This window comes from Bradyrhizobium sp. UNPA324 (assembly GCF_006658635.1).
GTDB classification, from domain to species: domain Bacteria; phylum Pseudomonadota; class Alphaproteobacteria; order Rhizobiales; family Xanthobacteraceae; genus Bradyrhizobium; species Bradyrhizobium nanningense.
Genome location: NZ_LFJD01000004.1, coordinates 3,599,559 through 3,623,868, shown reverse-complemented (window position 1 = coordinate 3,623,868; position 24,310 = coordinate 3,599,559). Strand labels below are relative to the sequence as shown.

29 protein-coding genes are annotated in these 24,310 nt (G+C 64.5%); 14 read left to right on the top strand and 15 right to left on the bottom strand.

Annotated elements, in window-relative coordinates:
• Positions 1-168 precede the first annotated feature (168 nt).
• The 9 genes from flgB to UNPA324_RS17575 all read left to right on the top strand — a co-directional run bounded on the left by flgB (position 169) and on the right by UNPA324_RS17575 (position 8,800).
• Positions 169-573 carry a flagellar basal body rod protein FlgB gene (gene flgB / locus UNPA324_RS17615; protein WP_141935201.1) on the top strand — a complete coding sequence of 135 codons (405 nt, stop codon included), beginning with the start codon at positions 169-171 and terminating at the stop codon, positions 571-573.
• Between the two features lie 40 nt (positions 574-613).
• On the top strand, positions 614-1,039 hold the full coding sequence (flgC, locus tag UNPA324_RS17610; protein WP_128920741.1) for a flagellar basal body rod protein FlgC: 426 nt from the start codon (positions 614-616) through the stop codon (positions 1,037-1,039).
• Between the two features lie 16 nt (positions 1,040-1,055).
• On the top strand, positions 1,056-1,364 hold the full coding sequence (gene fliE, locus UNPA324_RS17605) for a flagellar hook-basal body complex protein FliE (RefSeq protein ID WP_128920742.1): 309 nt from the start codon (positions 1,056-1,058) through the stop codon (positions 1,362-1,364).
• A 178-nt stretch (positions 1,365-1,542) separates the two neighbouring features.
• Positions 1,543-1,806 (top strand): flagellar biosynthesis protein FliQ, encoded by a 264-nt coding sequence (fliQ, locus tag UNPA324_RS17600; RefSeq protein WP_018321865.1) that lies wholly within the window; start codon positions 1,543-1,545, stop codon positions 1,804-1,806.
• Between the two features lie 17 nt (positions 1,807-1,823).
• On the top strand, positions 1,824-2,600 hold the full coding sequence (fliR, locus tag UNPA324_RS17595) for a flagellar biosynthetic protein FliR (RefSeq protein WP_128920743.1): 777 nt from the start codon (positions 1,824-1,826) through the stop codon (positions 2,598-2,600).
• Positions 2,601-2,770: 170 nt separating this feature from the next.
• Positions 2,771-3,850 carry a flagellar biosynthesis protein FlhB gene (gene flhB / locus UNPA324_RS17590; RefSeq protein ID WP_141935200.1) on the top strand — a complete coding sequence of 360 codons (1,080 nt, stop codon included), beginning with the start codon at positions 2,771-2,773 and terminating at the stop codon, positions 3,848-3,850.
• Between the two features lie 155 nt (positions 3,851-4,005).
• Complete coding sequence (cckA, locus tag UNPA324_RS17585; RefSeq protein ID WP_141935199.1) at positions 4,006-6,582, top strand: cell cycle histidine kinase CckA; 2,577 nt, start codon at positions 4,006-4,008, stop codon at positions 6,580-6,582.
• Positions 6,583-6,905: 323 nt separating this feature from the next.
• Positions 6,906-7,925, top strand: a complete 1,020-nt coding sequence (locus tag UNPA324_RS17580) for a Tim44 domain-containing protein (RefSeq protein ID WP_141935198.1) — start codon at positions 6,906-6,908, stop codon at positions 7,923-7,925.
• 167 nt (positions 7,926-8,092) lie between these two features.
• Positions 8,093-8,800 carry a glutathione S-transferase gene (locus UNPA324_RS17575; RefSeq protein WP_141935197.1) on the top strand — a complete coding sequence of 236 codons (708 nt, stop codon included), beginning with the start codon at positions 8,093-8,095 and terminating at the stop codon, positions 8,798-8,800.
• 114 nt (positions 8,801-8,914) lie between these two features.
• Here the strand turns inward: UNPA324_RS17575 and UNPA324_RS17570 are convergent, their stop codons facing one another.
• The 4 genes from UNPA324_RS17570 to UNPA324_RS17560 form a co-directional block, all read right to left on the bottom strand.
• Positions 8,915-9,589 carry a methyltransferase family protein gene (locus UNPA324_RS17570; protein ID WP_128920748.1) on the bottom strand — a complete coding sequence of 225 codons (675 nt, stop codon included), beginning with the start codon at positions 9,587-9,589 and terminating at the stop codon, positions 8,915-8,917.
• Between the two features lie 85 nt (positions 9,590-9,674).
• Positions 9,675-10,796 (bottom strand): helix-turn-helix transcriptional regulator, encoded by a 1,122-nt coding sequence (locus tag UNPA324_RS17565; protein ID WP_141935196.1) that lies wholly within the window; start codon positions 10,794-10,796, stop codon positions 9,675-9,677.
• Positions 10,797-11,158: 362 nt separating this feature from the next.
• The gene (locus UNPA324_RS35190; RefSeq protein WP_164936420.1) at positions 11,159-11,332 is read right to left on the bottom strand and encodes a hypothetical protein; all 174 of its coding nucleotides are present in this window, start codon (positions 11,330-11,332) and stop codon (positions 11,159-11,161) included.
• A gap of 338 nt (positions 11,333-11,670) precedes the next feature.
• Complete coding sequence (locus UNPA324_RS17560; protein ID WP_128920750.1) at positions 11,671-12,144, bottom strand: hypothetical protein; 474 nt, start codon at positions 12,142-12,144, stop codon at positions 11,671-11,673.
• Positions 12,145-12,355: 211 nt separating this feature from the next.
• On the opposite strand from UNPA324_RS17560, the gene UNPA324_RS17555 reads away from it, so the two are divergent.
• On the top strand, positions 12,356-14,011 hold the full coding sequence (locus UNPA324_RS17555; RefSeq protein WP_128920751.1) for a fumarate hydratase: 1,656 nt from the start codon (positions 12,356-12,358) through the stop codon (positions 14,009-14,011).
• 149 nt (positions 14,012-14,160) lie between these two features.
• Here the strand turns inward: UNPA324_RS17555 and UNPA324_RS17550 are convergent, their stop codons facing one another.
• The 4 genes from UNPA324_RS17550 to UNPA324_RS17535 form a co-directional block, all read right to left on the bottom strand.
• The gene (locus tag UNPA324_RS17550) at positions 14,161-15,081 is read right to left on the bottom strand and encodes an SH3 domain-containing protein (protein WP_128920752.1); all 921 of its coding nucleotides are present in this window, start codon (positions 15,079-15,081) and stop codon (positions 14,161-14,163) included.
• 16 nt (positions 15,082-15,097) lie between these two features.
• Positions 15,098-15,394 carry a hypothetical protein gene (locus tag UNPA324_RS17545; protein ID WP_128920753.1) on the bottom strand — a complete coding sequence of 99 codons (297 nt, stop codon included), beginning with the start codon at positions 15,392-15,394 and terminating at the stop codon, positions 15,098-15,100.
• Positions 15,395-15,499: 105 nt separating this feature from the next.
• A complete protein-coding gene (locus UNPA324_RS17540) occupies positions 15,500-16,054 on the bottom strand; it encodes an inner membrane-spanning protein YciB (protein WP_128920754.1) in 555 nt (184 codons plus the stop codon).
• Between the two features lie 12 nt (positions 16,055-16,066).
• Positions 16,067-16,642: a hypothetical protein gene (locus UNPA324_RS17535; protein ID WP_128920755.1), complete on the bottom strand. Its 576-nt coding sequence runs from the start codon at positions 16,640-16,642 to the stop codon at positions 16,067-16,069.
• Between UNPA324_RS17535 and UNPA324_RS36085 the strand changes: the two genes are divergently transcribed.
• Positions 16,641-16,970: a hypothetical protein gene (locus UNPA324_RS36085; protein WP_164936421.1), complete on the top strand. Its 330-nt coding sequence runs from the start codon at positions 16,641-16,643 to the stop codon at positions 16,968-16,970. The genes UNPA324_RS17535 and UNPA324_RS36085 overlap by 2 nt on opposite strands.
• Before the next feature lie 86 nt (positions 16,971-17,056).
• Here the strand turns inward: UNPA324_RS36085 and UNPA324_RS17525 are convergent, their stop codons facing one another.
• Positions 17,057-18,454 carry a carotenoid oxygenase family protein gene (locus tag UNPA324_RS17525; protein ID WP_128920757.1) on the bottom strand — a complete coding sequence of 466 codons (1,398 nt, stop codon included), beginning with the start codon at positions 18,452-18,454 and terminating at the stop codon, positions 17,057-17,059.
• 106 nt (positions 18,455-18,560) lie between these two features.
• Here UNPA324_RS17525 and UNPA324_RS17520 point away from each other — a divergent pair, with 106 nt between their 5' ends.
• Positions 18,561-19,289 (top strand): TetR/AcrR family transcriptional regulator, encoded by a 729-nt coding sequence (locus tag UNPA324_RS17520; protein WP_128920758.1) that lies wholly within the window; start codon positions 18,561-18,563, stop codon positions 19,287-19,289.
• Between the two features lie 22 nt (positions 19,290-19,311).
• On the opposite strand, the gene UNPA324_RS17515 is transcribed toward UNPA324_RS17520, so the two are convergent.
• Positions 19,312-19,917, bottom strand: coding sequence for a hypothetical protein (locus tag UNPA324_RS17515; protein WP_141938899.1), 606 nt, complete (start codon positions 19,915-19,917; stop codon positions 19,312-19,314).
• Positions 19,918-20,081: 164 nt separating this feature from the next.
• Between UNPA324_RS17515 and UNPA324_RS17510 the strand changes: the two genes are divergently transcribed.
• Positions 20,082-20,642 (top strand): SET domain-containing protein, encoded by a 561-nt coding sequence (locus UNPA324_RS17510; RefSeq protein WP_128920759.1) that lies wholly within the window; start codon positions 20,082-20,084, stop codon positions 20,640-20,642.
• A 151-nt stretch (positions 20,643-20,793) separates the two neighbouring features.
• Here UNPA324_RS17510 and UNPA324_RS17505 read toward each other — a convergent pair whose 3' ends face one another.
• From UNPA324_RS17505 to UNPA324_RS17485, 5 genes are all read right to left on the bottom strand, one after another.
• Positions 20,794-21,192, bottom strand: coding sequence for a hypothetical protein (locus UNPA324_RS17505; protein ID WP_128920760.1), 399 nt, complete (start codon positions 21,190-21,192; stop codon positions 20,794-20,796).
• Between the two features lie 27 nt (positions 21,193-21,219).
• On the bottom strand, positions 21,220-21,450 hold the full coding sequence (locus UNPA324_RS17500; RefSeq protein WP_181769424.1) for a hypothetical protein: 231 nt from the start codon (positions 21,448-21,450) through the stop codon (positions 21,220-21,222).
• Between the two features lie 137 nt (positions 21,451-21,587).
• Positions 21,588-22,667 (bottom strand): YeeE/YedE family protein, encoded by a 1,080-nt coding sequence (locus UNPA324_RS17495; protein ID WP_141935195.1) that lies wholly within the window; start codon positions 22,665-22,667, stop codon positions 21,588-21,590.
• Between the two features lie 71 nt (positions 22,668-22,738).
• The gene (locus UNPA324_RS17490; RefSeq protein WP_028137430.1) at positions 22,739-23,089 is read right to left on the bottom strand and encodes an ArsR/SmtB family transcription factor; all 351 of its coding nucleotides are present in this window, start codon (positions 23,087-23,089) and stop codon (positions 22,739-22,741) included.
• 29 nt (positions 23,090-23,118) lie between these two features.
• Positions 23,119-23,490 (bottom strand): thioredoxin domain-containing protein, encoded by a 372-nt coding sequence (locus UNPA324_RS17485; RefSeq protein WP_128920763.1) that lies wholly within the window; start codon positions 23,488-23,490, stop codon positions 23,119-23,121.
• Between the two features lie 87 nt (positions 23,491-23,577).
• On the opposite strand from UNPA324_RS17485, the gene UNPA324_RS17480 reads away from it, so the two are divergent.
• Entirely contained in the window at positions 23,578-24,309 is a 732-nt protein-coding gene (locus UNPA324_RS17480) for a cytochrome c biogenesis CcdA family protein (protein ID WP_128948305.1), read from the top strand.
• Position 24,310: the final 1 nt, after the last annotated feature.

Below are 24,310 nucleotides of genomic sequence, written 5' to 3'. Positions count from 1 at the left end.
GTTGGGTTAATGCTACTTTTGGAGGCGTAGCATCACGGGGACGCGGAATCGTGTCCCGCTCGGGAACATGCGTCGCGGGTCTCTTAACCAGCTGTTAACCATACACGCGGCAAATTCTGCCTAGCTGCGGACCTTAGAGGTCCGTAACAGGCGGAAGGAGCCGCGACGATGTCCATCAACGACCTCCCGGTACTGTCGGCGCTTCGCACCAAGATGCAGTGGCACCAGGAACGCCAGCGCGTCCTGTCCGAGAACGTCTCCAATTCCGACACGCCCAAATTCCGGCCGCGCGACCTGGTCGAGCCGAAACTCGACAAGGCTGGGGCCATCACCGGCTCGATGGGGCCCCTGGCGCTGACCCGCACCAGCGGTTCTCACATGACGCCGTCAGGCGCGGCTTCCGGGTTCGACCAGAACAAGAACGCGGGCTTCGAAACCCGCCCTGCGGGCAACGCCGTCAATCTCGAAGAAGAGATGATGAAGGCCGCCAGCAACCAGATGGACTACGCGGCAGCGACCTCGCTCTATTCGAAGAGCCTACATCTGCTCAAGACCGCGATCGGCAAGGGCTAGCCGCATGGTCCGGGAACAGAACAGCTAGAGGAGGCGCATCATGGCCAATGACAGCAGCGACTTTGCCCGCTCGATGGCGATCGCGACCTCCGGTCTGCGGGCGCAAGCCGGCCGCATGCGGGTGATCTCGGAAAACATCGCGAACGCGGATTCGACCGCGCAGACCCCCGGCGGCGACCCCTACCGGCGCAAGGTTCCGACCTTCTCCTCCGCGCTCGATCGCTCGCTCGACGCGCAGGTCGTCACCCTCGGCAGGATCAAGCCCGACCAGTCGAACTTCCGCGTCAAATACGAGCCGAGCAATCCGGTCGCGGACGCCAGCGGCAACGTCAAATACCCCAATGTGAACTCGGTGGTCGAGATGACCGACATGCGCGACGCGCAGCGGTCCTACGAGGCCAATCTCAACATCATCAGTGCGACGCGCCGGATGATCCAGCGCACGCTCGACATCCTCAAGAGCTGAACAGGACAATTAAGCCATGGCATCACCCACAATTGCCGCCAACGCTTATGCCAACCTTGCCCGGGTGCTGGAGAACAGCGGTGCCGGCAAAGGCACCGAGGCCAGCGGGCAATCCTTTGCCTCGCTGCTGAAGGACGCCGTCGGCAGCGTCATGGAATCCGGCCGCAAGTCGGATGCGCAGACGGTCGCGATGGCCTCCGGCAAGGCCAATGTGATGGACGTGGTGACCGCGGTCGCCGACACCGACGTCGCGGTGTCCACGCTGGTGTCAGTCCGCGACCGCGTGATCGCGGCCTACGAAGACATCATGAAGATGCCGATCTGATTTTGGGGCACGCTGGCGCTCGCTCCAAGCGTCATTGCGAGCGTAGCGAAGCAATCCAGAATCTCGCCGCAGCGGCAGTCTGGATTGCTTCGTCGCAAGGGCTCCTCGCAATGACGGGGAGGGGCCGGACATCCTCGCCAAGGTGGCGAGGATGAAGCTTGAATAAGGAATCTTGCAAATGACCGGCCCCGAAACCCTCGACGTCGCGCGCGATGCCATCTGGACGATTGTGATCGTGTCCTCCCCCCTGATGGTGGTGGGTCTCGTGGTCGGCGTCATCGTGTCGCTGTTCCAGGCGCTGACACAGATCCAGGAGCAGACGCTGATCTACGTGCCGAAGATCCTGGCCATCTTTGCCACGATGCTGCTGGCGCTGCCGTTCATGGCCGACGCGCTCCATGCCCACATGCTGCGGATCTCGTCGCGAATCATCGGCGGCTGAGGCAAGATGCGTCAATTATGCGCATCGACGTCTCGCTGTTGCCGGCGCTTGCGGCTTCCTTCATGCTCGCCTTCGCCCGGGTCGGCGCGATGGTGATGCTGTTGCCGGGTTTGGGCGAGACCAACATCCCGACGCGGATCAAGCTGTCGATCGCGCTGCTGCTCACGCTGATCATCCTGCCGCTGCACCGCAACGCCTACCAGGTCGACATGGGCTCGCTAGCGCCGCTCCTGGTCCTGATGCTGCATGAGATCGCGATCGGCATCGTGCTGGGCGCGACCGCGCGCGTGACGCTGTCGGCGCTGCAGGTCGCGGGATCGGTGATCGCGCAGCAGATGGGGCTCGGTTTCGTCACCTCGGTGGATCCGACGCAGGGGCAGCAGGGCGTGCTGGTCGGCAACTTCCTGACCATGCTGGGGGTGACGCTGCTGTTTGCCACCGACAGCCATCATCTGGTGATCGCGGCGCTGAACGACAGCTATACGATCTTCTCGCCGGGCGAGACCGTGTCGAGCGGCGACGTCGCCTCGCTCGCAACGCGTGCTTTTGCCGCCGCGTTTCGCCTGGGCCTGCAGCTCTCGGGCCCGTTTCTGGTGTTCGGCCTGGTCTTCAACATCGGGTTAGGGGTGCTGGCGCGGCTGATGCCGCAGATGCAGGTCTATTTCGTCGGTGTTCCGCTCTCGATCTTCGCGGGCTTCCTGGTGCTGGCCGTGGTGCTCACGGCGATGATGGGCACGTATCTGGATTACTTCATCGGTGTCATGCACCAATTGATGCCGCTGAGCTCGCGATAGAGCTAGTGCCACCGATTTGAAGTTCCTGCAGTGCGAGCCGCGAGTCCGGCCAGGAACTTCAAATCGATCAGCGGCACTAGCAAAACTAAGTGTCTTGTAGCGCTCTTGTGCTTTCCGAAGTTCGTGCACAGAGGCCGCGAGAGTGACGAACTTCGGAAAGCGGGCGCTACGTGGCAGAAGACAACGATCCAGAGAGCCAAACAGAAGACCCGACGCAAAAGCGTCTGGACGATGCGCTCGAACGCGGCGACGTCGCCAAGAGCCAGGAGATCAACACCTGGTTCATGATGGCGGGCGGCACGCTCGTGGTCTCGACCTTCTCGGGCTCGGTGGGCAGCGGGCTGCTGACGCCGATGCGCAACCTGCTCGCCAATTCCTGGATGATCAAGACCGACGGCAAGGCTTTGCTCGCGCTGATGCAGCAGATCGAATTCGTATTGCTGGCAGCCGTCGGCGTGCCCTTGTTGATGCTGGTGCTGGCGGCGATCGCCGGCAACATGCTCCAGCACCGCCTGGTATGGTCGGCCGAATCCCTCAAACCCAAATTCAGCAAGATCTCGCCCGGCGCCGGCTTCAAGCGCATCTTCGGCAAGCAGGCGGCGGCGAACTTCCTGAAGGGGCTCGGCAAGCTGATCGGGCTCGGCGTGGTCATGACCATGATCCTCTGGCCGGAGCACCATCGCATGGAGGCGATGGTCAAGCTCGATCCGGCCGCCATGCTCGGCGCCAGCACCAGCTTGACCATTCATCTGCTCGGCGCGGTGGTCGCAGCGCTCGCGGTCGTCGCCATCGCCGATTATTTCTTCCAGTATCGCAGCTGGTTCCAGCGGCAGAAGATGTCGCTCCAGGAGATCAAGGAAGAGTTCAAGCAGTCCGAAGGCGATCCGCACATCAAGGGCAAGATCAGGCAATTGCGGCAGCAGCGCGCCAAGAAGCGCATGATGGCGGCGGTTCCCAAGGCCTCGGTGATCATCACCAACCCGACCCACTATTCGGTGGCGCTGTCCTACGAGCGCGGCATGTCGGCGCCGATCTGCGTCGCCAAGGGCGTCGACAACCTCGCCTTCAAGATCCGGGAGATCGCGCGCGAGCACGACATCCCGATCGTGGAGAACGTGCCGCTGGCCCGCGCGCTCTACGCCACCGTCGAGATCGACCAGGAAATCCCGACCGAGCACTATCATGCGGTCGCCGAAGTGATCGGCTACGTCATGCGGCTGAAGCGTGGATTTGGCGCGGGGCGGGGATAAAGCTCCCGAAAAGTACCGGAAATGGCCGTAATCTGGGAATCAGCATACCTTTCGCTCCGGCTGCCCTTGCACCTCAGGGTCCGATTCAGGCAGGGAGGACCCCACGCGCCCCGGAGCGCGTTGATTCTCTGCCGACAGGCTGCGCCAGCTCGAGAATGACCGCCGAGACCGACCACGACCTCACACGCGAGCCCGTTGCGGCGCACGAGCCGTCGCCGCGCTCGGGCAGCATTGCGCTGGTGCTGCTGGTGGCGGCCGGCCTCGTCGCCGTCGCCGTCGGGCTGATGACGCTCGGCCGCGCGCAGGCGCAGCCCTATATCCTCGGCATCCTCGCCGTGCTGGCGATGGTCGGCCTGTTCAACCTGTTCGCCTTCGCCGCCGGCATCATCCGCTTTGCCGACCGCAATCTCGATGATCCCGTGATCGGCCGCATCTCCGATCACGCCTTCGACGGGCTCGCCGTCACCGATGCCCGCGGCCACGTGGTCTATTCCAACGCCGCCTATATGACGCTGACGGGCGCCAGCGGGCCGCAGGACGTGCGCCCGGTGGAACGCGTCTTCATCGGTAACCCCGATGTCTCCGAAGCCGTGTTCCGGCTGCTGAAGGCCGCCCGCGAGGGCAAGCGGCAACAGGAGGAGGTGCGCATTTCGGGCCATGACGGCAGCCAGGGCCGCTGGCTGCGCATGCGCGTGCGCCCGCTCGGCACCGGCAAGCGCGAGGCGAAATACGCGGTATGGTCGATCGCCGATATTACCCGCGACCGCGAGCGCCAGGAGGACGTGTTCCAGGAGCTCCAGCACGCCATCGAATATCTCGATCACGCGCCGTGCGGCTTCTTCTCGGTCAATCCGGCCGGCGAGCTCGCTTATGTCAATGCGACGCTGGCGAACTGGCTCGACTATGACCTCGCCGAGATCGGCTCGGGTGGCCTGAAGCTGACCGACATCGTCTCCGGCGACGGCGCCTCGCTGCTGACGTCGATCGTGGCGGTGCCGGGCGAGGTGAAGACCGAGGTCTTCGACATCGATCTGCGCATGCGGACCGGCAAGACCATGCCGGTGCGGCTCTATCACAAGCTTGCCTTCGGTGCCGACGGCGCGCCGGGCCCCTCGCGCACCCTCGTCATCAGTCGCGCCCGCGACGAGCGCAGCGATCCGGACCGCGCCGCCGAAGTGCGCTTCATGCGCTTCTTCGACCATACGCCGATGGCGATCGCGACCGTCGACCGCGCCGGCAACGTCGTGCGCGCCAATGCGCGCTACGCCAAGCTTGGCCAGGCGCTGGGGCTCGACAGCGCCTCCAAGTCGATCTTCCGCGCGGTCAATTCGCGCGACCGGCACCTCCTGATCGCGGCCATCAACCAGGCCGCCGAAGGCCAGGCCGACATCGCGCCGGTCGAGGTGGCGCTGGAAGGGACCAAGGAGCGCTGGGGCCAGTTCTTCGTCACGCCGGTCGATTCGGCCGAGAACGACGCTGAAGCCGCCATCGTGCACATGCTCGAGACCACCGAGCGGCGCGCGCTGGAGAACCAGATCAACCAGTCGCAGAAGATGGAGACGGTCGGCCAGCTCGCCGGCGGCATCGCCCACGACTTCAACAACGTGCTGTCCGCCATCATGATGGCGAACGACTTCCTGCTGAACGCGCACAAGCCGACCGACCCGTCGTTCCAGGATATCATGCAGATCAAGCAGAACGCGACGCGGGCCGCGACCCTGGTGCGGCAGCTGCTCGCGTTCTCGCGGCGGCAGACGCTGCGGCCGCAGGTGCTCGATCTCGGCGACGCCTTGAGCGATCTCACCATGCTGCTGCGCCGGCTGATCGGCGAGAAGGTCAAGCTCGACCTCGTCCACGGCCGCGATCTCTGGCCGGTGAAGGTCGACGTCTCCCAGTTCGAGCAGGTGATCGTGAACCTCGCGGTGAACGCGCGCGACGCCATGCCCGACGGCGGCAAGCTGATCATCCGCACCGCCAACGTCACCACCGAGGAAGCGGGCAAGTTCGCCTATAAGGGCATGCCGGCGGCGGATTATGTCCGCATCGAGGTCGCAGACACCGGCACCGGCATTCCCGCCGACATCCGCGACAAGATCTTCGAGCCGTTCTTCTCGACCAAGGAAGTGGGCAAAGGCACCGGCCTTGGCCTTTCGACGGTCTACGGCATCGTCAAGCAGACCGGCGGTTTCATCTACGTGGACTCCGAGCCGGGGCAGGGCACCTCGTTCCACATCTTCCTGCCGCGCCATCACGCCGAGCCGGAGGTGCAGGTCGAGCCGCCGGCTGTCGCCAGCGCGACAAATGACGCCGCGAAGGAAGCCGCGGCCGTCGAGGCCAAGCCGCGCACCGATCTCACGGGACAGGGCACCATCCTGCTGGTCGAGGACGAAGAGGGCCTGCGCGCGCTCAACGCACGCGGCCTGCGCTCGCGCGGCTACACCGTGGTCGAGGCCGAGAACGGCGTCGAAGCCATGGAGATGCTGGAGGAGCAGAGCGGGGCGATCGATCTCGTCGTCTCCGACGTCGTCATGCCCGAGATGGACGGCCCGACGCTGCTGAAGGCGATGCGGGAGAAGAACCCCGACATCAAGTTCATCTTCGTCTCCGGCTACGCCGAGGACGCCTTCGAGAAGAGCCTGCCCGAGGGGCAGCAATTCGACTTCCTGCCGAAACCGTTCACGCTCAGCCAGCTCGTGGCGGCGGTGAAGGAGACGATGACGAAGCAGGGGTAGGAGCGGCACGCCGCACCTGCATTCTCCGTCATTGCGCCCGACTGCTTCAACGCCGTCATTGCGAGGAGCTCTTGCGACGAAGCAATCCAGACCGTCTTCGCGGAGGCAGTTTGGATTGCTTCGCTGCGCTCGCAATGACGCGGAAAAAGCGGGAGACCCATCGCAAAACCGCCGGTAACCCGCGACCGCAGTTCCCCCAGCACCGGCCAAATCCCCGCCAAACATGGGCTTTTGCCACATCCCCGCGACTGAGGGCCGCAGCCACAAGTTCCGAAACCGGCTTCACTTTTCGGGAAGTCTGCCCATCTTAAGCGCACGTCCCCATGCCGGGGATTTGGGAAACGCACATGAATTTCTCGTTACGCTCCCGCACTCTCTTCAAGACGCTTGCCGTCGTGCTGGCGCTCGCGCTGCCGGCGGCGCTGGCGATCTCGTCCGCCGACGCGCGCGTGGGTGGCGGCATGTCGTCAGGTTCGCGCGGCTCGCGCACTTATTCGGCCCCGCCCTCGACTACGACGGCGCCGGGCTCGGCCTCGCAATTCAACCGCACCTACACCCAGCCGGGTGCAGGCATGAACTCGGCTGCGTCCGCGCCCGCGCGCGGCGGCCTGTTCGGCCGTGGCGGCGGCTTCCTGGGCGGCCTTGCGGCCGGCTTCCTCGGCGCCGGCCTGCTCGGCATGCTGTTCGGCGGCGGCCTGTTCGGCGGCCTCGGCGGTCTGTCCTCGATCCTGGGTCTGATCATCCAGATCGTGCTCGTGGTGTTCGTGGTGCGGCTGGCGATGTCCTGGTGGCAGCGCCGTCACTCGCCGCAGGCGGCCTATGCCAATGCCGATGCGGGCGCAGCTTCCGGACCGCAGCCGAACCAGCGCAGCGGCCTCGGTGGAGGTCTAGGCGGTGGTCTTGGCGGCTTCGGTTTCGGCGCCAATGCGAATACCGCGCCACTCGAGATCAAGCCGGACGATTACGAGGCGTTCGAGCGCCTGCTCGGCGAGATCCAGGCGGCCTGGTCGAATGAGGACGTGGCCAAGCTGCATACGCTCGCGACGCCGGAAATGGTCTCCTATTTCGAGCAGGACCTCGCCCAGAACCGTGCGCGCAACGTCGTCAACAAGGTGACCAACGTCAAGCTGCTGCAGGGCGACCTCGCCGAAGCCTGGCGCGAAGGCGAGACCGACTACGCCACGGTGGCGTTGCGCTTTGCGCTCACCGACAAGACGCTGGACCGCAACAGCGGCGCGCTCGTCGCCGGTAGCGAGCAGCCGGGCGAAGTCACCGAGGTCTGGACGTTCGCCCGCCGGCCCGGCAGCGGCTGGGAATTGTCGGCGATCCAGCAGACCAACTGATCGCAAACGATTGAACAGGGAACGGCGTCGTGCTTCGGCACGGCGCCTTTTCTTTTGCCCCTCTTGGCAATGACGGCGAATGTCGTACCGCCAATCCGTCCCAGCCTGCCGGAACTCCGAGCCACATCCTACATTGGTCCGTACGCTCACGTTGACGGACCTCTCCCATGAAATACGAGCTCTATTACTGGCCCGAGATCCAGGGCCGCGGCGAATATGTGCGGTTGGCGCTGGAGGAGGCGGGAGCTGCTTACGTCGATGTCGCGCGCGGAGCGCGCGGCACGGCTGCGATGATGAAGATGATGGACGCGCAGAAGGGCACGCCGCCCTTTGCGCCGCCGTTCCTGAAAGCGGGCAAGCTCGTCATCGGCCAGACCGCCAACATCCTGCTCTATCTCGGCGCCCGCCATGGGCTTGCGCCGAAGACGGAGGCCGGAAAACTCTGGGTGCATCAGCTCCAGCTCACCATCGCCGACCTCGTGGTCGAGATCCACGACACCCATCATCCGCTCGGACCCTCGCTCTACTACGAGGACCAGAAGCCGCCGGCGAAGAAGCGCACGGCTGCGTTCTGGGACGAGCGGGTGCCGAAATATCTCGGTTATTTCGAGCAGCTTCTCGCCTCGAATGGCGACACCTATGTCACCGGCCGGAGGCTGACCTATGTCGACCTCTCGCTGTTCCAAGTCGTCGCGGGGCTGCGCTATGCCTTTCCCAGGCGCATGAAGGCGTTCGAGACGGATATTCCGGGCCTCGTTGCCCTGCACGACCGGGTCGCCCAGCGGCCGAACATCAAGGCCTATCTCGCCGGCCCGCGCCGCATTCCCTTCAACGAGCAGGGCATCTTCCGTCGCTATCGCGAGCTGGATGGCTAGAGCGTTTTCGAGCGAAGTGGATACCGGTTCGCGTCAAGAAAACGCGCCAAACAAGTAGCTCTAGCCGGTCCGGAGGGAGGCTGGCGGCAGCTTCCTTTCTGTCCGGTAGCGCCTTCACCAGACGCCCGGCAGCAGGCGATAGCGCACCCGTGCCGCGTAGTCGGCATAGCCCGGCAGGCCGTCGCGCAAGGTGCGTTCCTCGATGCCGATGCGGATTGCGAACAAGGCGACGAAGATCGGGACCATCACAAGTCCCCACCACGAGCCCAGCAGCAACGGCAGGCTCGTGAAGAACAGCACCATGCCGCTGTACATGGGATGACGCACATGGGCGTAAGGCCCGGTCGAGATCACGCGTTGCGCGCGCTCGGCTTGCAGCTTCACCACGGGAGCCGCGAACGAGTTCTCGCGGAAGACCCAGAGGTTGATCAGCGTCGACAGCAGGAACAGCGCGAAGCCGACCGTCTGCAATGCGACCGGCATGTCGGATGATTGAATGCGCCGGTCGACGCCGATCAGCGCCAGCCAGGCCACCATCGCAACGATGAGGACACCCATGAACACCTTGTCGGCGGTGGGCTGATCCTTTTGCAGGACCGGCCGCAGACGCTCGGCGAGCAGCGCCGGATCGATCCGGTAGAGCCACCAGCCGCAGAGCGGGCCGAGCAGGGTGCAGGTCGCGAGCAACACCCAGGCCGAGGGCCAGCGCAAGGTCCCTGCGGACGCGAACAGCAGCGCGCCCATCGCGACGGTGGTGATCGTGTTCTGCAGCAGCAGTCTGGCGATCATGGTCGATCGTTCTCCATCCCACGCCGCCGTATTGATGGCGCTTCTTTCCGGCAAACATGCGGCCGCGACGCGACAGGGATGGGTGTCAGACCTTGATCGGTGGTGTGAAGGCCGCCACGAGCCGAACCAGATCCGCCTGCCGTTTGGTTCCGGTCTTGGTGAAGATCCGGGCGAGATGAGTCTTGATCGTAGTTTCGGCGAGGCCCATGCTTCTGGCGACGTCAGGAACCCCGCCGATCTCGACAATGGACAGGAACACCCGCAGCTCGGTCGGCGTCAGCTTGAACAGCTTGCGGATGAGGTCGGGCGCGACGATCGTGTCGAGCGCTGCCTTGCTGACGAACAGCACGGCGCAGGCGTCGTAGCTGGCCCCGAATCGTTGCCGGCGGCCGGCGGTCAGCGGCAGGAGATGCCCGACATAATGCGAGCCGTCGCGCGCGGTCAGATGCAGCGAGATGCTCGCGCCCGTCATCGCCCGGTCACCGAGAATCGTGCCCGCCAGCGCCTGCCGCAGCACACGATCGGCATTCGGGTCGGACGTCACCAGCCGGCCACGGACCGAACGAAGCATTTCGGCCTCGTCCAGGATGTCGCGCGCGCTCGCATTGGCATGCGTGATATGACCCTCGGCATCGAGCAGCAGCACGGCGGTTCGCAACGCGTCGAGCGTGCTGAGCGACGTCGTCTCCCACTCGTTCTGCTGCTGCAGCTTCTGTCTAACCAGCATCGCCCGCTGCAGGTGCGGCGTGAGGTGGGAGATCACCTGGTGCATCCTACGGTCGACAGGACCGCCGGCCTTCATGATCGAGAGGCGGGATATTCCCTCGGCCGATTTGTCGAGCAGGATATTGGCGGCGTCCTCGAGACCCTGTGGGCGCGTCCATTCGTTGTAGAACAAGGTGGTCCGGAATTCGTCGACGTCGATCCAGTCCCTGATCGTCTGGATCTGGCCGATCGGCGCGTGAAGCACGCCGCGCGACGGATCGAACGGCTCGTAGGTTTCGATGTAGGATTGAATATAGGCCGGGTCGACGCCGACGGCATGCGAGATCACGGGCTCGCCGGCTGCCCCGATCCGAACCAGACCGCCGCTCTGGCCGCCCGCCAGCTCGACGATGCAACGAAGCGTCGCCGACCATCGGGAATCGTCGAGCGCGGCATCGTAGATGTCCGCCACCAGCGATAGCAGCTGTTCATTCAGTTCCATCGGCTTGTCCCACAGACGCCACAGAGGCTTGGATCGGCTCGTTCTGCCCCGCACATGAGCACGCCGGATGCGGAAATTTGATGAGCCGGATCACACTTGACGGCGCCCTCCTAGGGAGGCGGGCGGTTTACGTGCCGATGGTGCGCGAGCGGGACATGGCCGCGGCGGGGCCTCGTGAAGGCAGGGAGTGCGGAGGGGCAGTGCGACTTCCGCGCGAACGGAACCAGCCGCGCGCCGATGGCGGCGACTGGAGTGGGGTTCGGCAATTGCAGTCTTGCGATCATGCGCAGATCCCGAGTGGCCGCGCACGAATTTGATCCCGCTCTCCGGCAAAGATGCGGCCGAATGCGAAACAGGCCGAATCAGGCGAGCTGATCGATCCGCGTGCCCTGACCCGGCGGCAGCGGCGCCGGCGGCGGCGGCTCGTAGGTCGGGTCGGCGTCCTTGGTCTTGGTTTGATCGTCCTGCTGCTTGGTCGTGTCGTAGCTCGGAACCACGATCGCGATCGGCGGCGGTGCGACGGTAGAAACCTTCATCCGCAAATCCTCACACATGGAAACAATTGAGCCTGCGCTGCGAGGAGCGAAAATTCCTTCAAGGCGATCGTTAAAATGCGAGGGAATAGGTGCGGTGAGCTGGCGGGCTGCCTCTCATCCCCGCTGGAAGTGGGCGATCGCAAACCTCTCCCCCTCATTGCGAGGAGCTCTTGCGACGAAGCAATCCAGAGTCCCTCCGCGGAGACAGACTGGATTGCTTCCGCCTTCGCCGAGGCTTCGGCGGACAAGTCGCTCCGCTCGCAATGACGGAGTACGTGCAGGCAGCGTCGCGCTGCACGTCCACCGGATCCGCAGCAAGTGTGGAGGAGAGCCTCCGCCTATTCGTCCTTGCCGCGGGTGATCGCGATCGACGCGTCCGTCTTGGTGCGCGTGCATTCCATGTTGAGGCGCCGGTAGCGCATGTTGATCTTGTCGCCGCGGAGCAGGCCCATCCGCTTCAGGCAGCGTGTCGCGCCCGTCGTGGTGTCGTCCTTGGTCACGGTAAAGACGATCGCCGCCATCGACCCCACCAGCCCATAGAACTCCGGCTTGGGCTTGCGATCGCCCTTGGCATAGAGCTCGATGGAATATTTGTCGCCGCGGCAAGCGACCGACAGCTCCTTGGCCGCCGGATGCGAGAGGTAAACGACGTTGGCGGCGCGGAAATTCACCTTCATGCGGTCGATCTGGTTCGCCAGCTCCTTGGCGCTGTCATCGCAGCGATCGGCGCGCGCGGGCGAGGTGAGGGTCACAAGACCGGTGATGGCGGCGGCGACCAGGATCGCGCCGCGGACGTTCAAGTTCAATGTCATGATGAAAAGCCCCTTAGGGCGCGCATTCAAGCGTCGGCGGACGCGAAGCGCAAGGGTCGGGGAGGCATTTCCACGAGCTGTACCAATGCCTTCCCGAGCCCGGGCCACCTTTCCCATGCGCACCGCTCCCTTTCTTTTCCGCTCAAAATGGGCTTAGAACGCTTCTATGCTTCGAGGCCCGCCTGGGCTCCAAAACCCCGAGATTTGCCCCATGAACGCTCCCACCGCCTTTCCCGACCAGTCCAAGCCCGTTCCGCCCTACAAGCACACCCCGCTGTTCCCGCTGGGCAAGGACGAGACGCCCTACAAGAAGATCACAGCCGAGGGCGTCCGGGTCGAGAAGGTGCTGGGCAAGGACATGCTGGTGGTGTCGCGCGAGGCGTTGCGGGCGCTGTCGGAGGCGGCTTTCGGCGACATCAACCATTATCTGCGCCCTGGCCATCTGAAGCAGCTCCGTGCCATCCTGGAGGACGGCGAGGCGAGCCCGAACGACAAGTTCGTCGCGCTGGACTTTTTGAAGAACGCCAACATCGCCGCCGGCGGCGTGCTGCCGATGTGCCAGGACACCGGCACTGCGATCATCATGGGCAAGAAGGGCTGCAACGTCATCACCGACGGCGACGACGAGGCGGCGCTGTCGGAAGGCGCGCGCGATGCCTACCTGCGCCGCAATCTGCGCTACTCGCAGGTTGCGCCGCTCTCGATGTATGAGGAGAAGAATACCGCCAACAACATGCCGGCGCAGTGCGAGATCTATGCCGAGGGCGATGACGCCTACAAGTTCATGTTCATGGCGAAGGGCGGCGGCTCCGCCAACAAGAGCTTTCTGTTCCAGGCGACGCCCTCGGTGCTGACCAAGGACCGACTGCTGGCGTTCCTGAAGGAAAAGATCCTGACGCTCGGCACCGCCGCGTGCCCGCCCTACCATCTCGCCATCGTGATCGGCGGCACCTCGGCCGAGCTCTGCATGAAGACGGTGAAGCTCGCCTCGGCGCGCTATCTCGATGCGCTGCCGACCCACGGCTCGCCCGACGGCAACGCGTTCCGCGACGTCGAGATGGAGAAGGAAATTCACAAGATGACGCAGTCGCTCGGTGTCGGCGCGCAGTTCGGCGGCAAGTATTTCTGCCACGACGTGCGGGTGATCCGCATGCCGCGTCACGGCGCATCGCTCCCGATCGGGCTTGGTGTGTCCTGCTCGGCCGACCGCCAGGTGCTCGGCAAGATCACCAAGGACGGCGTCTATCTCGAAGAGCTCGAGCATAATCCGGCGCAATATCTGCCGCAGGTCGAACAGTCGCTCGGCGGCGAGGTCGTCAAGATCGATCTCAACCAGCCGATGAAGGATATTCTGGCGACGTTCTCGAAGCACCCGATCAAGACTCGGGTCTCGATGACCGGCACCATGATCGTCGCGCGCGATAGCGCTCATGCCAAGCTGCGCGAGCGGCTGGAGAAGGGCGAGCCGCTGCCGGATTACTTCAAGAACCATCCGGTCTACTACGCCGGCCCTGCCAAGACGCCTGAAGGCTATGCCTCCGGTGCGTTCGGTCCGACCACCGCCGGCCGCATGGATTCCTTCGTCGACCAGTTCCAGGCCGCCGGCGGCTCGATGGTGATGGTGGCCAAGGGTAACCGCGCCCCGGCCGTACGCGAGGCCTGCAAGAAATATGGCGGCTTCTATCTCGGCTCGATCGGCGGTGCCGCGGCGAACCTCGCCGAGCACTGCATCAAGAAGGTCGAGGTGCTCGAATATCCCGAGCTCGGCATGGAAGCGATCTGGCGCATCGAAGTCGTCGACTTCCCGGCCTTCATCATCATCGACGACAAAGGCAACGACTTCTTCAAGGAATTGAATTTGGGCTAGCTGCTTCATCCGCACTTGCGTGCGGGTGATCGCACCTGTGCTTTACGAAAGATCGTCGTGCCCGGGCTTGTCCCGGGCATCCACGTTCTTGGTACGGCGAACAAGACGTGGATGGCCGGGACAAGCCCGGCCATGACGATGCGGAAGCTTCAACTACAATTGGTGACCTGGTTAGAGCAGAGCGAACGCCACCAGCCGCGCACACCGTCGTGGCTCTCGACGAGACCCCAATATCCGCTACAGGCGAGCAGGCGCTTCGGGCCGCCATCGCCGTCGATCGGGCCGCCGAACTCTCGCTGCGCCGGCATCCATTTGGCGTCGACGAAGGGGGCCTGGAACAGCCCGCCCGCGCGCGTGTAGCCGTTGGCGAAATTCGCGCCGACCTTGTTGGAGGCGACCCAGCCGCGTCCGGCATAGGGTTTTGGCGCGTTGCGCGGATACCGCTTCTCGTCCTCGTAATCCTTGCCCGGCGGCTTCGCGCCTTCGATCAGAAACCAACCGTCCTTGAAACCGATGATGCGGAATTCGGTGAGCCAGCCGCCATCGGGCGTGTTCTCGCTGCCGCCAAGCTTTAGTCGATACGGCGGCGGCAGGGTGCCGAGCACGCGCGCCTTGACCGATGGCTCGGCACGCACGTTGAGTCCGTTCGGATCCTTGTCGATGGACCAGGCGCCGAGATCGCAGGGCTCGGTGCCCTCGGGCAGGGTCGCGCGCTTGCCCGCCAGCTCGGCGTGGAGCTTTGCATAATCGCCGTCGTCATCGGCTGGATCGGCCTCGACGCGCGGTTTCAATTCGGCCGATACCGCGCGCTTCTCGTCCGGCGTCAGCGCGACCACGAGGGTCTGGCGCGCAGCGAACACGCTGGCCGGCGACTTCGGGTCATTCGACGTCGCCGGATAGACGGCGAGGTAACCGGTCGAGGCTTCGGTGCGGTACGCCGTGCCGGCGACATAACCCGCCGGCACCGTGGCGAGTGCGCTTTCGCGCCACGTCGGTTCGATGTCATCCGCGCGCGCCGCTTGTGTCGCGACACACAGGATCGTCGCCGCGATGAGACGGAGCACGCGCATGGATGCCGTGCGGACCTTACGCGCGCGCGCCCGTGAACGGGAAGCTGCCCATCGGGCCGATGCCCATCTCTCCGCTCATGCTGTCGCCGGAGACGGCGCCGGTGAATTCGAGCGTGAGCGGCATCGGTTTGTCGATCGAGACCTTCCAGGAGACGTTGTCGCCGGAGACGGTGCCGTCGAAAATCTCGGCGGTATTGCCTTCCGCGCTCTGCGTGCCCGTGAGAGTGCCGCCCGCGGCCTTCAGGCTCAGCGTCGTCTGGCGTTCGCCCATCGGCGTCGTCGTGGTCAGATTCCAGTTGCCGTCTACAGCCATTCCCGTCTCCCGAACAAATCCCGGCGGACCGCGACGATCCGCGGCCAGTCCCGAGCGAGCCTATAACCCAACTCGCAGCTCCTGCCTAACCCTCGAATAGGGCATTTAGGCGCGGGCGGCGGCGCGCCGGCGGCTGGTGACGATGAGCCTGAGAACGACGTACTGCACGGCGAAGGCCAGGATCTTGGCGCCGCCCGCGACCACCGTGAGGTAGAACGCCCACAGCTTCAGATCGCCCGTGGAGGCGACGGCGATCATGCCGACGCCGATCACGAACATCAGCGCTGCCCAGGCATAGCCCGCGGCCGTCACGTATTCCGGAACGGTCTCGACGACGATCGGCGGCATGTAGCGCAGCATCCAGCCGCGCTTGAGCATGATCGCGCCGATCGCGAAATGCGCGATCGAGGGCTTTGCCAGCATGAAGCGAGGATCGTTGGTCAGCAGCGTGATGGTGCCCAGCACGACGACGAGCGCGAGGCTCGCATAGGTCATGTAGTTGAGCTGGCGCCCCTTGATGCGGGCATAGATCACCTGCGCGATCGCTCCGGCAACCGCCACCGAGGTAGCCAAGACGACGTTGTCGGTGATGAGGTAGATAGCCAGGAAGACGATGGCAGAGAGGAAGTCGGAGGCGAGGCGGGCGAATACGTCCTTCATCGTCAATCCTGTTCAGCGAGCATTGGGCAACGCGCGGGCCGGCGTACCGTACTTGATCTGGCGATACTCAGGATACCATTTTGTGAAGTAGATCGCGCTGTTGCGGGCGGCGAAGGCCACCGCAAGGCTCGACCAGAGCGGCAGGCCGGGAACGTAGAGCAGCACGAGATTGGCGGCTGCCATCAACAGCGCGGCCACGGTCCAAGCGCCGGTGATGACGTAATTGGCACGGAGAAAGCCGGGCATCGCCGCGGTCTCGGCCGGCACCGCTTCCAGCGCATATTGCAGCGTGAAGGGACGGCGAACCAGCATTGAGCCGAGCGAGATGACGAAGATGCCGATGTCGACCGCCAGCTTGACGCCGAGCGTGCCGAGCTGCGGATCGAGCAGGGTAAGGTAGAGTCCGATTGCGGCGAACACGACCGCTGAACCCGCGGCCAGGGTCTTCACCGAGCGGCCACGCACGACATCGATCGCGACCGTGGCGAGGCAGATCGCGGAGGCCGCGAACACGCTCGCTGTGGCTGACGTCACCAGCATCAGAAACGTGAAAGCGCCGTAAGGCGCGAGGATCAGGAAAATTGTCATGGGCCGCCTCGGTCAGGCCGATCTTTACGATGTAAAGATAAATAATTCAGGAGGCGCTCCCGGTCAAGCGAAATCTTTACAGTGTCAAAATAACGTAGGCAGCATGCAAAAGCTGAAGAGTCGCAACGGCTTGTTCGGACGCCTCGTCGGCCAATTCGGTCCAGGGCAGGCGCGACAGGATGGGGAGCGCGCAGGCGATGGCGAGGCCGAGAGCGAGCAGGATGCCGCCGTTGAAGATGACCTGGCCGTTCCGCCGCAACCGGATCATATGGACGGCAATGACAACGCAGATCAGGGCGAGAACGGCAAGGACGTCTGCGGTGAGTGAGAGCGTCTGCATTGGGGGCCTCTTTGGTGACACGTCCGTGCTGTGGATTCGGGGCGCCAAGGGGCCGCGCCCGGGGATGACGGGCGCTACTGCGCGCCCACCCAATTGCCGTGAAACCCGTCGGGCACGCGGTGGCCAAGCTGCACCAGCGCGACGGGACCTGCTTCGATATCAGTGGCGTTGAACACCGCGAGGTCGCTGCGGTTCTCTCGCGCCCGCCAGATCACCGCGAGCAGACAGCCATCGCCTTCGACCGCATCCTGTGACCGTTCGACGAACACCGGTTCGGAGATGGTGTCGCCGGCGGGCAGCAGATAATGGCCGAGCCGCCTTCCGTCGCCGTCGACATGGGCAAGGCCGGAGAGCGCGCCGAACACCGGCAGTTTCGGATTGGCACAGGCGTACCAGCCGTGACAGTTTTTCAGGCCGGCGCGGCGGTCGTCGATGCGCGGGAATTCGCCGGTGAGATCGTCCAGGTATGTCTGCTGGAAGCGGTCGGTATTGCCTGCGAGGTCGAAGGTCCAGCGGCAGTGGCGGGCGCGCGACTTCTCCGGATCGGTCGGCCGTCCATCGGGATGCGGAAACAGCGGCGCTTCCTCGAACTGCATGACGTCGGCGATGATGCGGTTCTCATCCTCCCACGCATTCATGACGTGGAAGACGTAGCAAGCCTCGGCCCGGAACCAGGCGATGTCCTTCGCCGTTCCGCTGCGCTTCATCACGCCGACATAGGCGCCCTTGTCGGGCTCCCAGGCATAGGGCGGCCGCCCGCTCATGGCGCGCTCCATGCTGCCGGTGATCGGCAGGATCGGAAACAGCACATGGTTCGCGGTGACGATGAAGTCGTGCACCATGCTGGCATAGGGCGCTTCGAACCGTTCGAAGCGCGTCGCCTTGCCGGAGGCATCGATCGAGCCGTAGGAGAGGGCAGGGGTCAGCGGACCCGCCGCGTTGTAGCCGAAGAACACCAGCTCGCCGGTGATGGGATCGATCTTCGGGTGAGCGGTGAAACTGCCGGCGACGCGGCCCTGAAAATTGTGATAGCCGCGCGTCGCCAGTGTGCCGGGCTCGATCTCGGTCGGCAGATGCGCTTCTTCCAGCGCCAGCAGCTTGCCGGCATGGAAGATGACATTGGTGTTGGCGACCCCGCCGTCGGCGAGATCCGCCGGGGCATCCGGCAGCTTGCGGCCGAAGCCGCCGAACAAAGCGCGGCCGGCATCGTGCTCGGCAAGCCATTTCGGCGTGCGGACCCAGCGGTTGCGGTAGCTGGCGCGGCCGTTCTCGAGGTGGAAGGCGTGCAGCATACCGTCGCCGACGAACCAGTGCGCGCCGGGCGAAGAGAATTGCGGATTGGGACCGTTGCGATAGAGCGTGCCGTTCAGATCGCGCGGCAACTCGCCGATGATCTTCAGGAATGGTGCGTCGGCTTCGAACGGGATCGGCGCGATATTGTTGCGGCGCTCGGCGATGGCGTCGTGCTGCACGGCGTCTCCCTCTCTATCTTTACATCGTAAAGATCAGATAGCGCCGGTTGTGGTTTCGGTCAAGCGAAATCTTTACACTGTCAATATTGCGTCATATAGCTTGTAAATGGCCAAGACCGACACCAAGAGCGAAACCGCGCGAAGCCCGCGTGCCCCCAGAAAGACGACGTCGACCGCGGCATCGCGCACCTCGCGCCGTGCGGGAAGCGCGAAGACCGAGACGCCGTATCATCACGGTGCCTTGCGCGAAGCGCTGCTCCAGGCCGCCGAACGCGTGCTGGAGCGCGACGGGCTCGCGGGCCTCACCTTGCGAGCGGTAGCGCGCGAGGCCGGTGTTTCGCACGCCGCGCCCACCCATCATTTCGGCGATCTTACCGGCCTCCTTAGCGAGCTTGCAGCCGTGGGCTTCCGCCAGTTCAACGCGGCGATGGCCGCCTCCTGCGAAGCCGCCACCACGCCGCTCGAAGCCGCGCTGGCGCGGCCGAAGGCCTATGTCGCCTATGCGCAGGCCCATCCCGGCATGTACGGCATCATGTTTCGCACCGAGCGGCTGGATTATTCCAGACCCTCGTTGCACGAGGCGGCCGAAGCCTCTTTTGCCGGGCTCGCCAATGCCGTCGGCATGATGCGGCAGGAGCAGATCAGCCGTGATGCGCTGACGCTGAACCAGGGCGCGGCGATTGCACGCGCCTGGTCGATGGTGCACGGATTCACCACACTGCTGCTCGACGGACGGCTCGAGGACATTCTCGGGCGGCTGCCCGAGGGGACGACGGCCGAACGCCTGCTCGAGGCGATGCTGACGGCGCCCGTGACCCCGAAGCATCCCGCATAGCGGCCGTTTGAGCAGCCAAGGCCTAGCGCATCGTCGCAAGTCCGACGGCGCGGCCGCGCGTGCCGATGATCTTCACCTCGTCTTTGCCGCAAGCGAAGCCACGGGCGAAATCGTCCGCGGCCTTGCGCGCAAGCTCATTGGCGGTGGGGTTGGCGATCGCATCGACATAGGCGACGTGGCAGACCGAGCCCGGCGGCAGCCGGGTCACGACCAGCATGGCCTTGGTGTTGGGCCGACCCTGCTTGTCGGGATCGCTATTGTCCGCGATGTGCCAGCGCTGGATGATCGCAAACGGCTTTGCGCCCGCGGCGCGCCATTCGATCGTCGTCTCGGATGAATTGAATGGGGCAAACCAGATCTTGGCAGCCGGTTCCTCGGCCGCTTCCCTGCGATTGCGGCCGACCGAGACGCTCTCGCGCAGATCGTCCTCGGCAATCAGCACCAGGAAGCCCGCCTTGCCCGGACATGCCCGCGTGGTGCTGCCGTCGAGCTTGTTGGGCTTGCCGATCTGGCGGCAATCCCTTGGCGCCGTCGAGGTGTAGGTGCTGCCCACGGATTGGGCGTCGGCGCTGTTCAGGCCAATGCAGATCACCAAGACAGCGAGGCCTATGCCGGCGATGTGCTTCATCATGAGACTTCGTTGCAGTGGGAACTTCGTCCCATCAGACGTCTTGATTGTGGGCAAGGTTCAAACAGGGGTGGGATATACCTGACAGCGGCGCGGAATCGTTCTAGAAGAGCGGCTTCGCTTGGGCCTTTCCAGCCTCGTTTCGCGTCCTCGTTTCCCTGATCATGCCAGCCACATCGTCGAACAAACCCTATCGTGTCGGCCGCTCCAAGACTGGACTCGGCCTCTTCGCCACCAAGCCGATCAAGAAGGGCACCCGGATCATCCGCTATTTCGGACCGATCCTGGATTCGCGGATTCCAGAGCACGACGAGATCGAGAACAAGTACCTGTTCGAGCTCAACGGCCGCTGGACCATCGACGGTTCTGTGCGCAAGAATCTCGCCCGCTACATCAACCATTCCTGCCGGCCCAACGCCGAGTCCGACGTCCGGCCGCGCGAGCGCAAGGTCTTCATCCGCGCCATCAGGAACATCGAGCCGGGCGACGAGATCAACTACGATTACGGCACCGATTATTTCAAAGCCTATCTGAAGCCGATCGGCTGCAAATGCGACTCCTGCGAGAAGAAGCGCAAGAAGCTGCGCGCCGAGGCACGGGCGGAAGCCGCCAAGGTGAAGGCGCGCGGCGAGCGCAAGGCCAAGAAGGCGGGCGCCAAGGCGGCCAAAAAGAAGAAGTTGAACGGTCACGCCGTTGCCAAGGCCAACGGCCGCGCGCGAGCGTAGCTCGCGCTTCTAGCTCCGCTGTCATGCCTCGGCTTGACCGGGGCATCCAGTACGCCGCCCCTTCTCGATTCTACCACCGCCGTCTCTGGAATACTGGGTCGCCCGGTCAAGCCGGGCGACGACAGCGCGAGGTGAGGGGGCGAGCGCAGCCTCACGCCGCCGCTACACGCCCGCTCTTCCGCAATCCTACATATTGCAACTCTGCGAACACGCCCGTGGCGATCGCCTGCGCGACGACCATGAGCTCGCCGGCGAGGTTCGGCGACACCGCGCCGGAGAGCAGCAGCACGATGCTGCCGACGGTCCAGGCCGCATTGCCGACCACGACCAGCAGCACGAGCGCCTTCGCCACCGCGGCGCGCGACGCCAGCCAGCCAACCAGCGCGGCATAGGCAATCAGGAACAGGCCGGTCTCGCGCAGCAGCGCTTCGGGCAGGTTGAACAGCGCAGCGAACGTGCCGGCGCCGAAGCTGAAGCCGAGGGCGGCGACGCCGCTGAAGATGGCATCGGCGAGCAGGGCGCGGCGCAGGAAGGTGGAGGCGTCGATCATCGTAGTCTCCTTGCTTGGGCGTGGAAGTCAGTGCCCTCCGCGCCACCAGGCGCGGAGCAGGCGGGTGAGGCGGAACGGACAGAGGCTCCTGCCGACGCCGTGCTCGAAGGCGATGACCTGTGCGACCACGTAATCGCCGGTCGAATGCACCAGCGGCTCGGGCATGTTGAGGCTGCGCGCCAGCAGACGGGTCGCGAGCGTCATGGCCCAGGGAACAAGGTGGTCGGCGACGGTCCGGTAGAGCAACAGCGCGATCATGGTCATCTCCTGTTGCGACAGAAGATGCGCCGGCCCGCGGGCCAATTCGATTACCTCAGGGGTAAGGCAGATCGCTATTCAGGACAGTCTTGGGATGCTCGAGGCCATTCGCGATTCGAAAATACCGGTGGTCTTGGCTACGTCGAGACGCCGAACAGCCTGCGCAGTGCCGGCAACCACTCGCCGGTCATCGTGAATTCGAGCCCGAGCCGGGCTCCGCAGGCAATCGCCAGCATGGTGATCGGCGCTGAGACGGCGAGCGTCGAGAAAGCCGTCAATCCCTGGCCAATTGTGCATCCCATCGACATGACCCCCCCGATGCCCATCAGAAGCGCGCCGGTCATGTGACGCTTCAATTCGCGCGCGTCGTCGCAAGCCTCCCAACGGAAGCCGCGCGCGAGCATCGCGGCGACAAATGAGCCTGCCACGACGCCGGCGACGGAGCCGATACCAAAATTCAGCCGCGCCCCGGAGAAGGTCGCAATGTAGAGGATGGTGTCGCCGAGTGGCGCGACGAAACTGAGCGATGAGACGCGAACGGGATCGAATTCGTCGTCGGCAAGCCATCCGGTCGCGAACCAGCCGAATGCGATCGCGCCGCCGACGGCAAGGCCGGAGGCCAGCAGTCGGGGTGATCGGACCAGCCTGCCGTCGGCGAGAGCCCAGACGGCGAGCGCCGTGGCGATCGACACGACGAGGAGCGCGCGCACCGCGCCTCCCGCGCCCAGAAGCGAGGTCAGCGTCTGGTCGTTGCCCTCGGGGAGCAGCAGAGCCAGCGGCTCGATCAGCATCACGCGCAGCATGCCCGTGATCCCGCGCATGGTTGCGAGCGCCGAGAGGCCGAGCACGAGAAAGACCACAATGGCCCGCAGATCTCCGCCGCCGACACGGACCAACGTGCCGAAGCCGCAGGTGCCGACCAGCGCCATGCCGATGCCGAACGTCAGTCCGCCCAGAATCGCGCCGCCAAGTCCGATCGACGATGTCAGGTAGATCGACCGCGACAGATCGACGATGCCGAGTTCGGCGAGCGCCTGGGTCGCCAGCAGCGCCACGGCCGCAGCCAGCGCAAAGGATTTGAGCCGACGCAAATCCGACCCGAAGAACGCATCCTCGAGCATGGCCAGTGTGCAAAATCGTCCCGCGCGACCCGCGACACCCAAAATGGCGCCGGCTGCAAGCCCGCATGCAAACGCTATGGTCGACGGGTTCAGCATTCCTCCCGGAGATGTTTATTCTGCCTTCGGGCAGTTTGCGCCGGAGGGTTGCGGAAATCCAGAGCGGAAAACTACCTGCGCCGCCGGCGCACTGGCTCGCAGAACACGTCGTAGACGGCGGTCAGTATCTTGCGGACATCCTCGCTGGCGAGGCTGTAGTAGATGGTCTTGCCGTCGCGGCGAGTGGTGACCAGACGGTCGAGCCTCAGCCGTGCGAGCTGTTGGGATACGGTCGATTGCCTCTCGCCAAGGAATTGCTCGAGCTCGGTCACGGACTTCTCGCCCTCGGCGAGGATGCAAAGCAGCAGCAGGCGGGATTCATGCGACAGCGCCTTGAGCATGTCGCTTGCCTCGCGCGCCTTCTCGATCATCTGCTCGAGTTCGGCGGATCCCTCGATCTCCTTCAACTTAGGCAGCGGCATCGCGTCAAATTCCTCATAGGCATCTCTGGTCACGACCTGTCCGGCGCCGATCCCGAACCCGTCAGGATGCGGTTCAGCAGGCCGAAGAAGAAGGTATCCCCCGGATAGCCGCGAATGCGGCCGATCTCCCGGCCCTCTTTTACCACGACGAAGGTCGGCGTGAAGGCACCCGGATCAATTCCGGAGAGATCGGCGGGCAGGGGGCGGCCCAGGTCGACGCGGCGCAACGGCGCGGCCTGGCTTTCCTCGGTCTTGCCGTAGATCGGCGCGATCTCGGAGTCAAAGCGCGCGCACCATACGCAACCGGCCCGCTCGAACATGACCAGTTCGGCCGCGCGGGATCCCGTCGCCGGCAGGGCGAGCGTGGTCGCGAGCAAGAGCAATGCGACATGTCGGTTCATCCCGCGCAATGACCTCCGGACTTCTGGTCTCTGGACTTCCTCGGTCCTTTATATCATTAAATTCGGATATGTAATAGGGAGGGTGCGATGACCTTGGATGTCACGCTCGGTGCGGCCTTTGTCGCGGGCCTGTTGTCGTTTCTGTCACCCTGCATCCTGCCGCTGGTTCCACCGTTCCTGTGCTACATGGCCGGCGTCTCAGTCTCGGATATTTCCGACGGCCGGCCTGAATTGCGGCCGCGCATCCTGGTCTCTGCATTGGCCTTCGTGGCCGGCTTCTCCCTGGTCTTCGTGGCACTGGGTTCGACCGCGTCGATTGCCGGACGTTTTATCTCCGCCCATATTTCGACGCTCGGCATCATCGCAGGCGGCCTGATCGTCTTGATGGGTCTGCACTTTCTCGGCGTGCTCAGGATTCCGCTGCTCTATCGCAGCGCAACGCTGCAGGTCGAGAATCGGCCTGCCGGTGTTGCCGGCGCCTTCGTCATGGGTCTGGCGTTCGCGTTCGGCTGGACACCCTGTGCCGGTCCCATCCTCGCGGCTGTCCTGTTCATGGCGGGCTCCGAGGACACCACTGCAAGGGGAGCTTTGCTGCTGCTGTCTTATTCGGCAGGGACCGGCATTCCCTTCCTGATCGCCGCCGCCTTCACCGGTCGCTTCGTCGCCGCGCTAGGCCGTGCCCGCCGGCACTTGGCCATGGTGGAGAAGACCATGGGCGCCTTTCTGGTTGCGACTGGATTGATGTTCCTGACCGGGTTGATGCCAGCCGTCTCGGAGTGGCTGCTGGAGCATTTCCCTGCATTGACCAGCATCGGTTGAC

Bases quoted from the DNA above. Each gene is read 5' to 3' on its own strand.
- UNPA324_RS17490 (WP_028137430.1), bottom strand. From the start codon at position 23,089: ATGCCGCTGCCTAAGTTGAAGGAGATCGAGGGATCCGCCGAACTCGAG.
- UNPA324_RS17515 (WP_141938899.1), bottom strand. From the start codon at position 19,917: ATGAAGCACATCGCCGGCATAGGCCTCGCTGTCTTGGTGATCTGCATT.
- fliQ (WP_018321865.1), top strand. From the start codon at position 1,543: ATGACCGGCCCCGAAACCCTCGACGTCGCGCGCGATGCCATCTGGACG.
- UNPA324_RS17520 (WP_128920758.1), top strand. From the start codon at position 18,561: ATGGCCAAGACCGACACCAAGAGCGAAACCGCGCGAAGCCCGCGTGCC.
- fliR (WP_128920743.1), top strand. From the start codon at position 1,824: ATGCGCATCGACGTCTCGCTGTTGCCGGCGCTTGCGGCTTCCTTCATG.
- UNPA324_RS17550 (WP_128920752.1), bottom strand. From the start codon at position 15,081: ATGCGCGTGCTCCGTCTCATCGCGGCGACGATCCTGTGTGTCGCGACA.
- fliE (WP_128920742.1), top strand. From the start codon at position 1,056: ATGGCATCACCCACAATTGCCGCCAACGCTTATGCCAACCTTGCCCGG.
- UNPA324_RS17485 (WP_128920763.1), bottom strand. From the start codon at position 23,490: ATGAACCGACATGTCGCATTGCTCTTGCTCGCGACCACGCTCGCCCTG.
- UNPA324_RS17560 (WP_128920750.1), bottom strand. From the start codon at position 12,144: ATGACATTGAACTTGAACGTCCGCGGCGCGATCCTGGTCGCCGCCGCC.
- UNPA324_RS17510 (WP_128920759.1), top strand. From the start codon at position 20,082: ATGCCAGCCACATCGTCGAACAAACCCTATCGTGTCGGCCGCTCCAAG.
- UNPA324_RS17575 (WP_141935197.1), top strand. From the start codon at position 8,093: ATGAAATACGAGCTCTATTACTGGCCCGAGATCCAGGGCCGCGGCGAA.
- UNPA324_RS17535 (WP_128920755.1), bottom strand. From the start codon at position 16,642: ATGACAATTTTCCTGATCCTCGCGCCTTACGGCGCTTTCACGTTTCTG.
- flgC (WP_128920741.1), top strand. From the start codon at position 614: ATGGCCAATGACAGCAGCGACTTTGCCCGCTCGATGGCGATCGCGACC.
- UNPA324_RS17500 (WP_181769424.1), bottom strand. From the start codon at position 21,450: ATGATCGCGCTGTTGCTCTACCGGACCGTCGCCGACCACCTTGTTCCC.
- UNPA324_RS17505 (WP_128920760.1), bottom strand. From the start codon at position 21,192: ATGATCGACGCCTCCACCTTCCTGCGCCGCGCCCTGCTCGCCGATGCC.
- UNPA324_RS35190 (WP_164936420.1), bottom strand. From the start codon at position 11,332: ATGAAGGTTTCTACCGTCGCACCGCCGCCGATCGCGATCGTGGTTCCG.
- UNPA324_RS36085 (WP_164936421.1), top strand. From the start codon at position 16,641: ATGGGCCGCCTCGGTCAGGCCGATCTTTACGATGTAAAGATAAATAAT.
- UNPA324_RS17480 (WP_128948305.1), top strand. From the start codon at position 23,578: ATGACCTTGGATGTCACGCTCGGTGCGGCCTTTGTCGCGGGCCTGTTG.
- UNPA324_RS17580 (WP_141935198.1), top strand. From the start codon at position 6,906: ATGCCGGGGATTTGGGAAACGCACATGAATTTCTCGTTACGCTCCCGC.
- UNPA324_RS17570 (WP_128920748.1), bottom strand. From the start codon at position 9,589: ATGATCGCCAGACTGCTGCTGCAGAACACGATCACCACCGTCGCGATG.
- UNPA324_RS17545 (WP_128920753.1), bottom strand. From the start codon at position 15,394: ATGGCTGTAGACGGCAACTGGAATCTGACCACGACGACGCCGATGGGC.
- UNPA324_RS17540 (WP_128920754.1), bottom strand. From the start codon at position 16,054: ATGAAGGACGTATTCGCCCGCCTCGCCTCCGACTTCCTCTCTGCCATC.
- UNPA324_RS17555 (WP_128920751.1), top strand. From the start codon at position 12,356: ATGAACGCTCCCACCGCCTTTCCCGACCAGTCCAAGCCCGTTCCGCCC.
- UNPA324_RS17565 (WP_141935196.1), bottom strand. From the start codon at position 10,796: ATGGAACTGAATGAACAGCTGCTATCGCTGGTGGCGGACATCTACGAT.
- flgB (WP_141935201.1), top strand. From the start codon at position 169: ATGTCCATCAACGACCTCCCGGTACTGTCGGCGCTTCGCACCAAGATG.
- cckA (WP_141935199.1), top strand. From the start codon at position 4,006: ATGACCGCCGAGACCGACCACGACCTCACACGCGAGCCCGTTGCGGCG.
- UNPA324_RS17495 (WP_141935195.1), bottom strand. From the start codon at position 22,667: ATGCTGAACCCGTCGACCATAGCGTTTGCATGCGGGCTTGCAGCCGGC.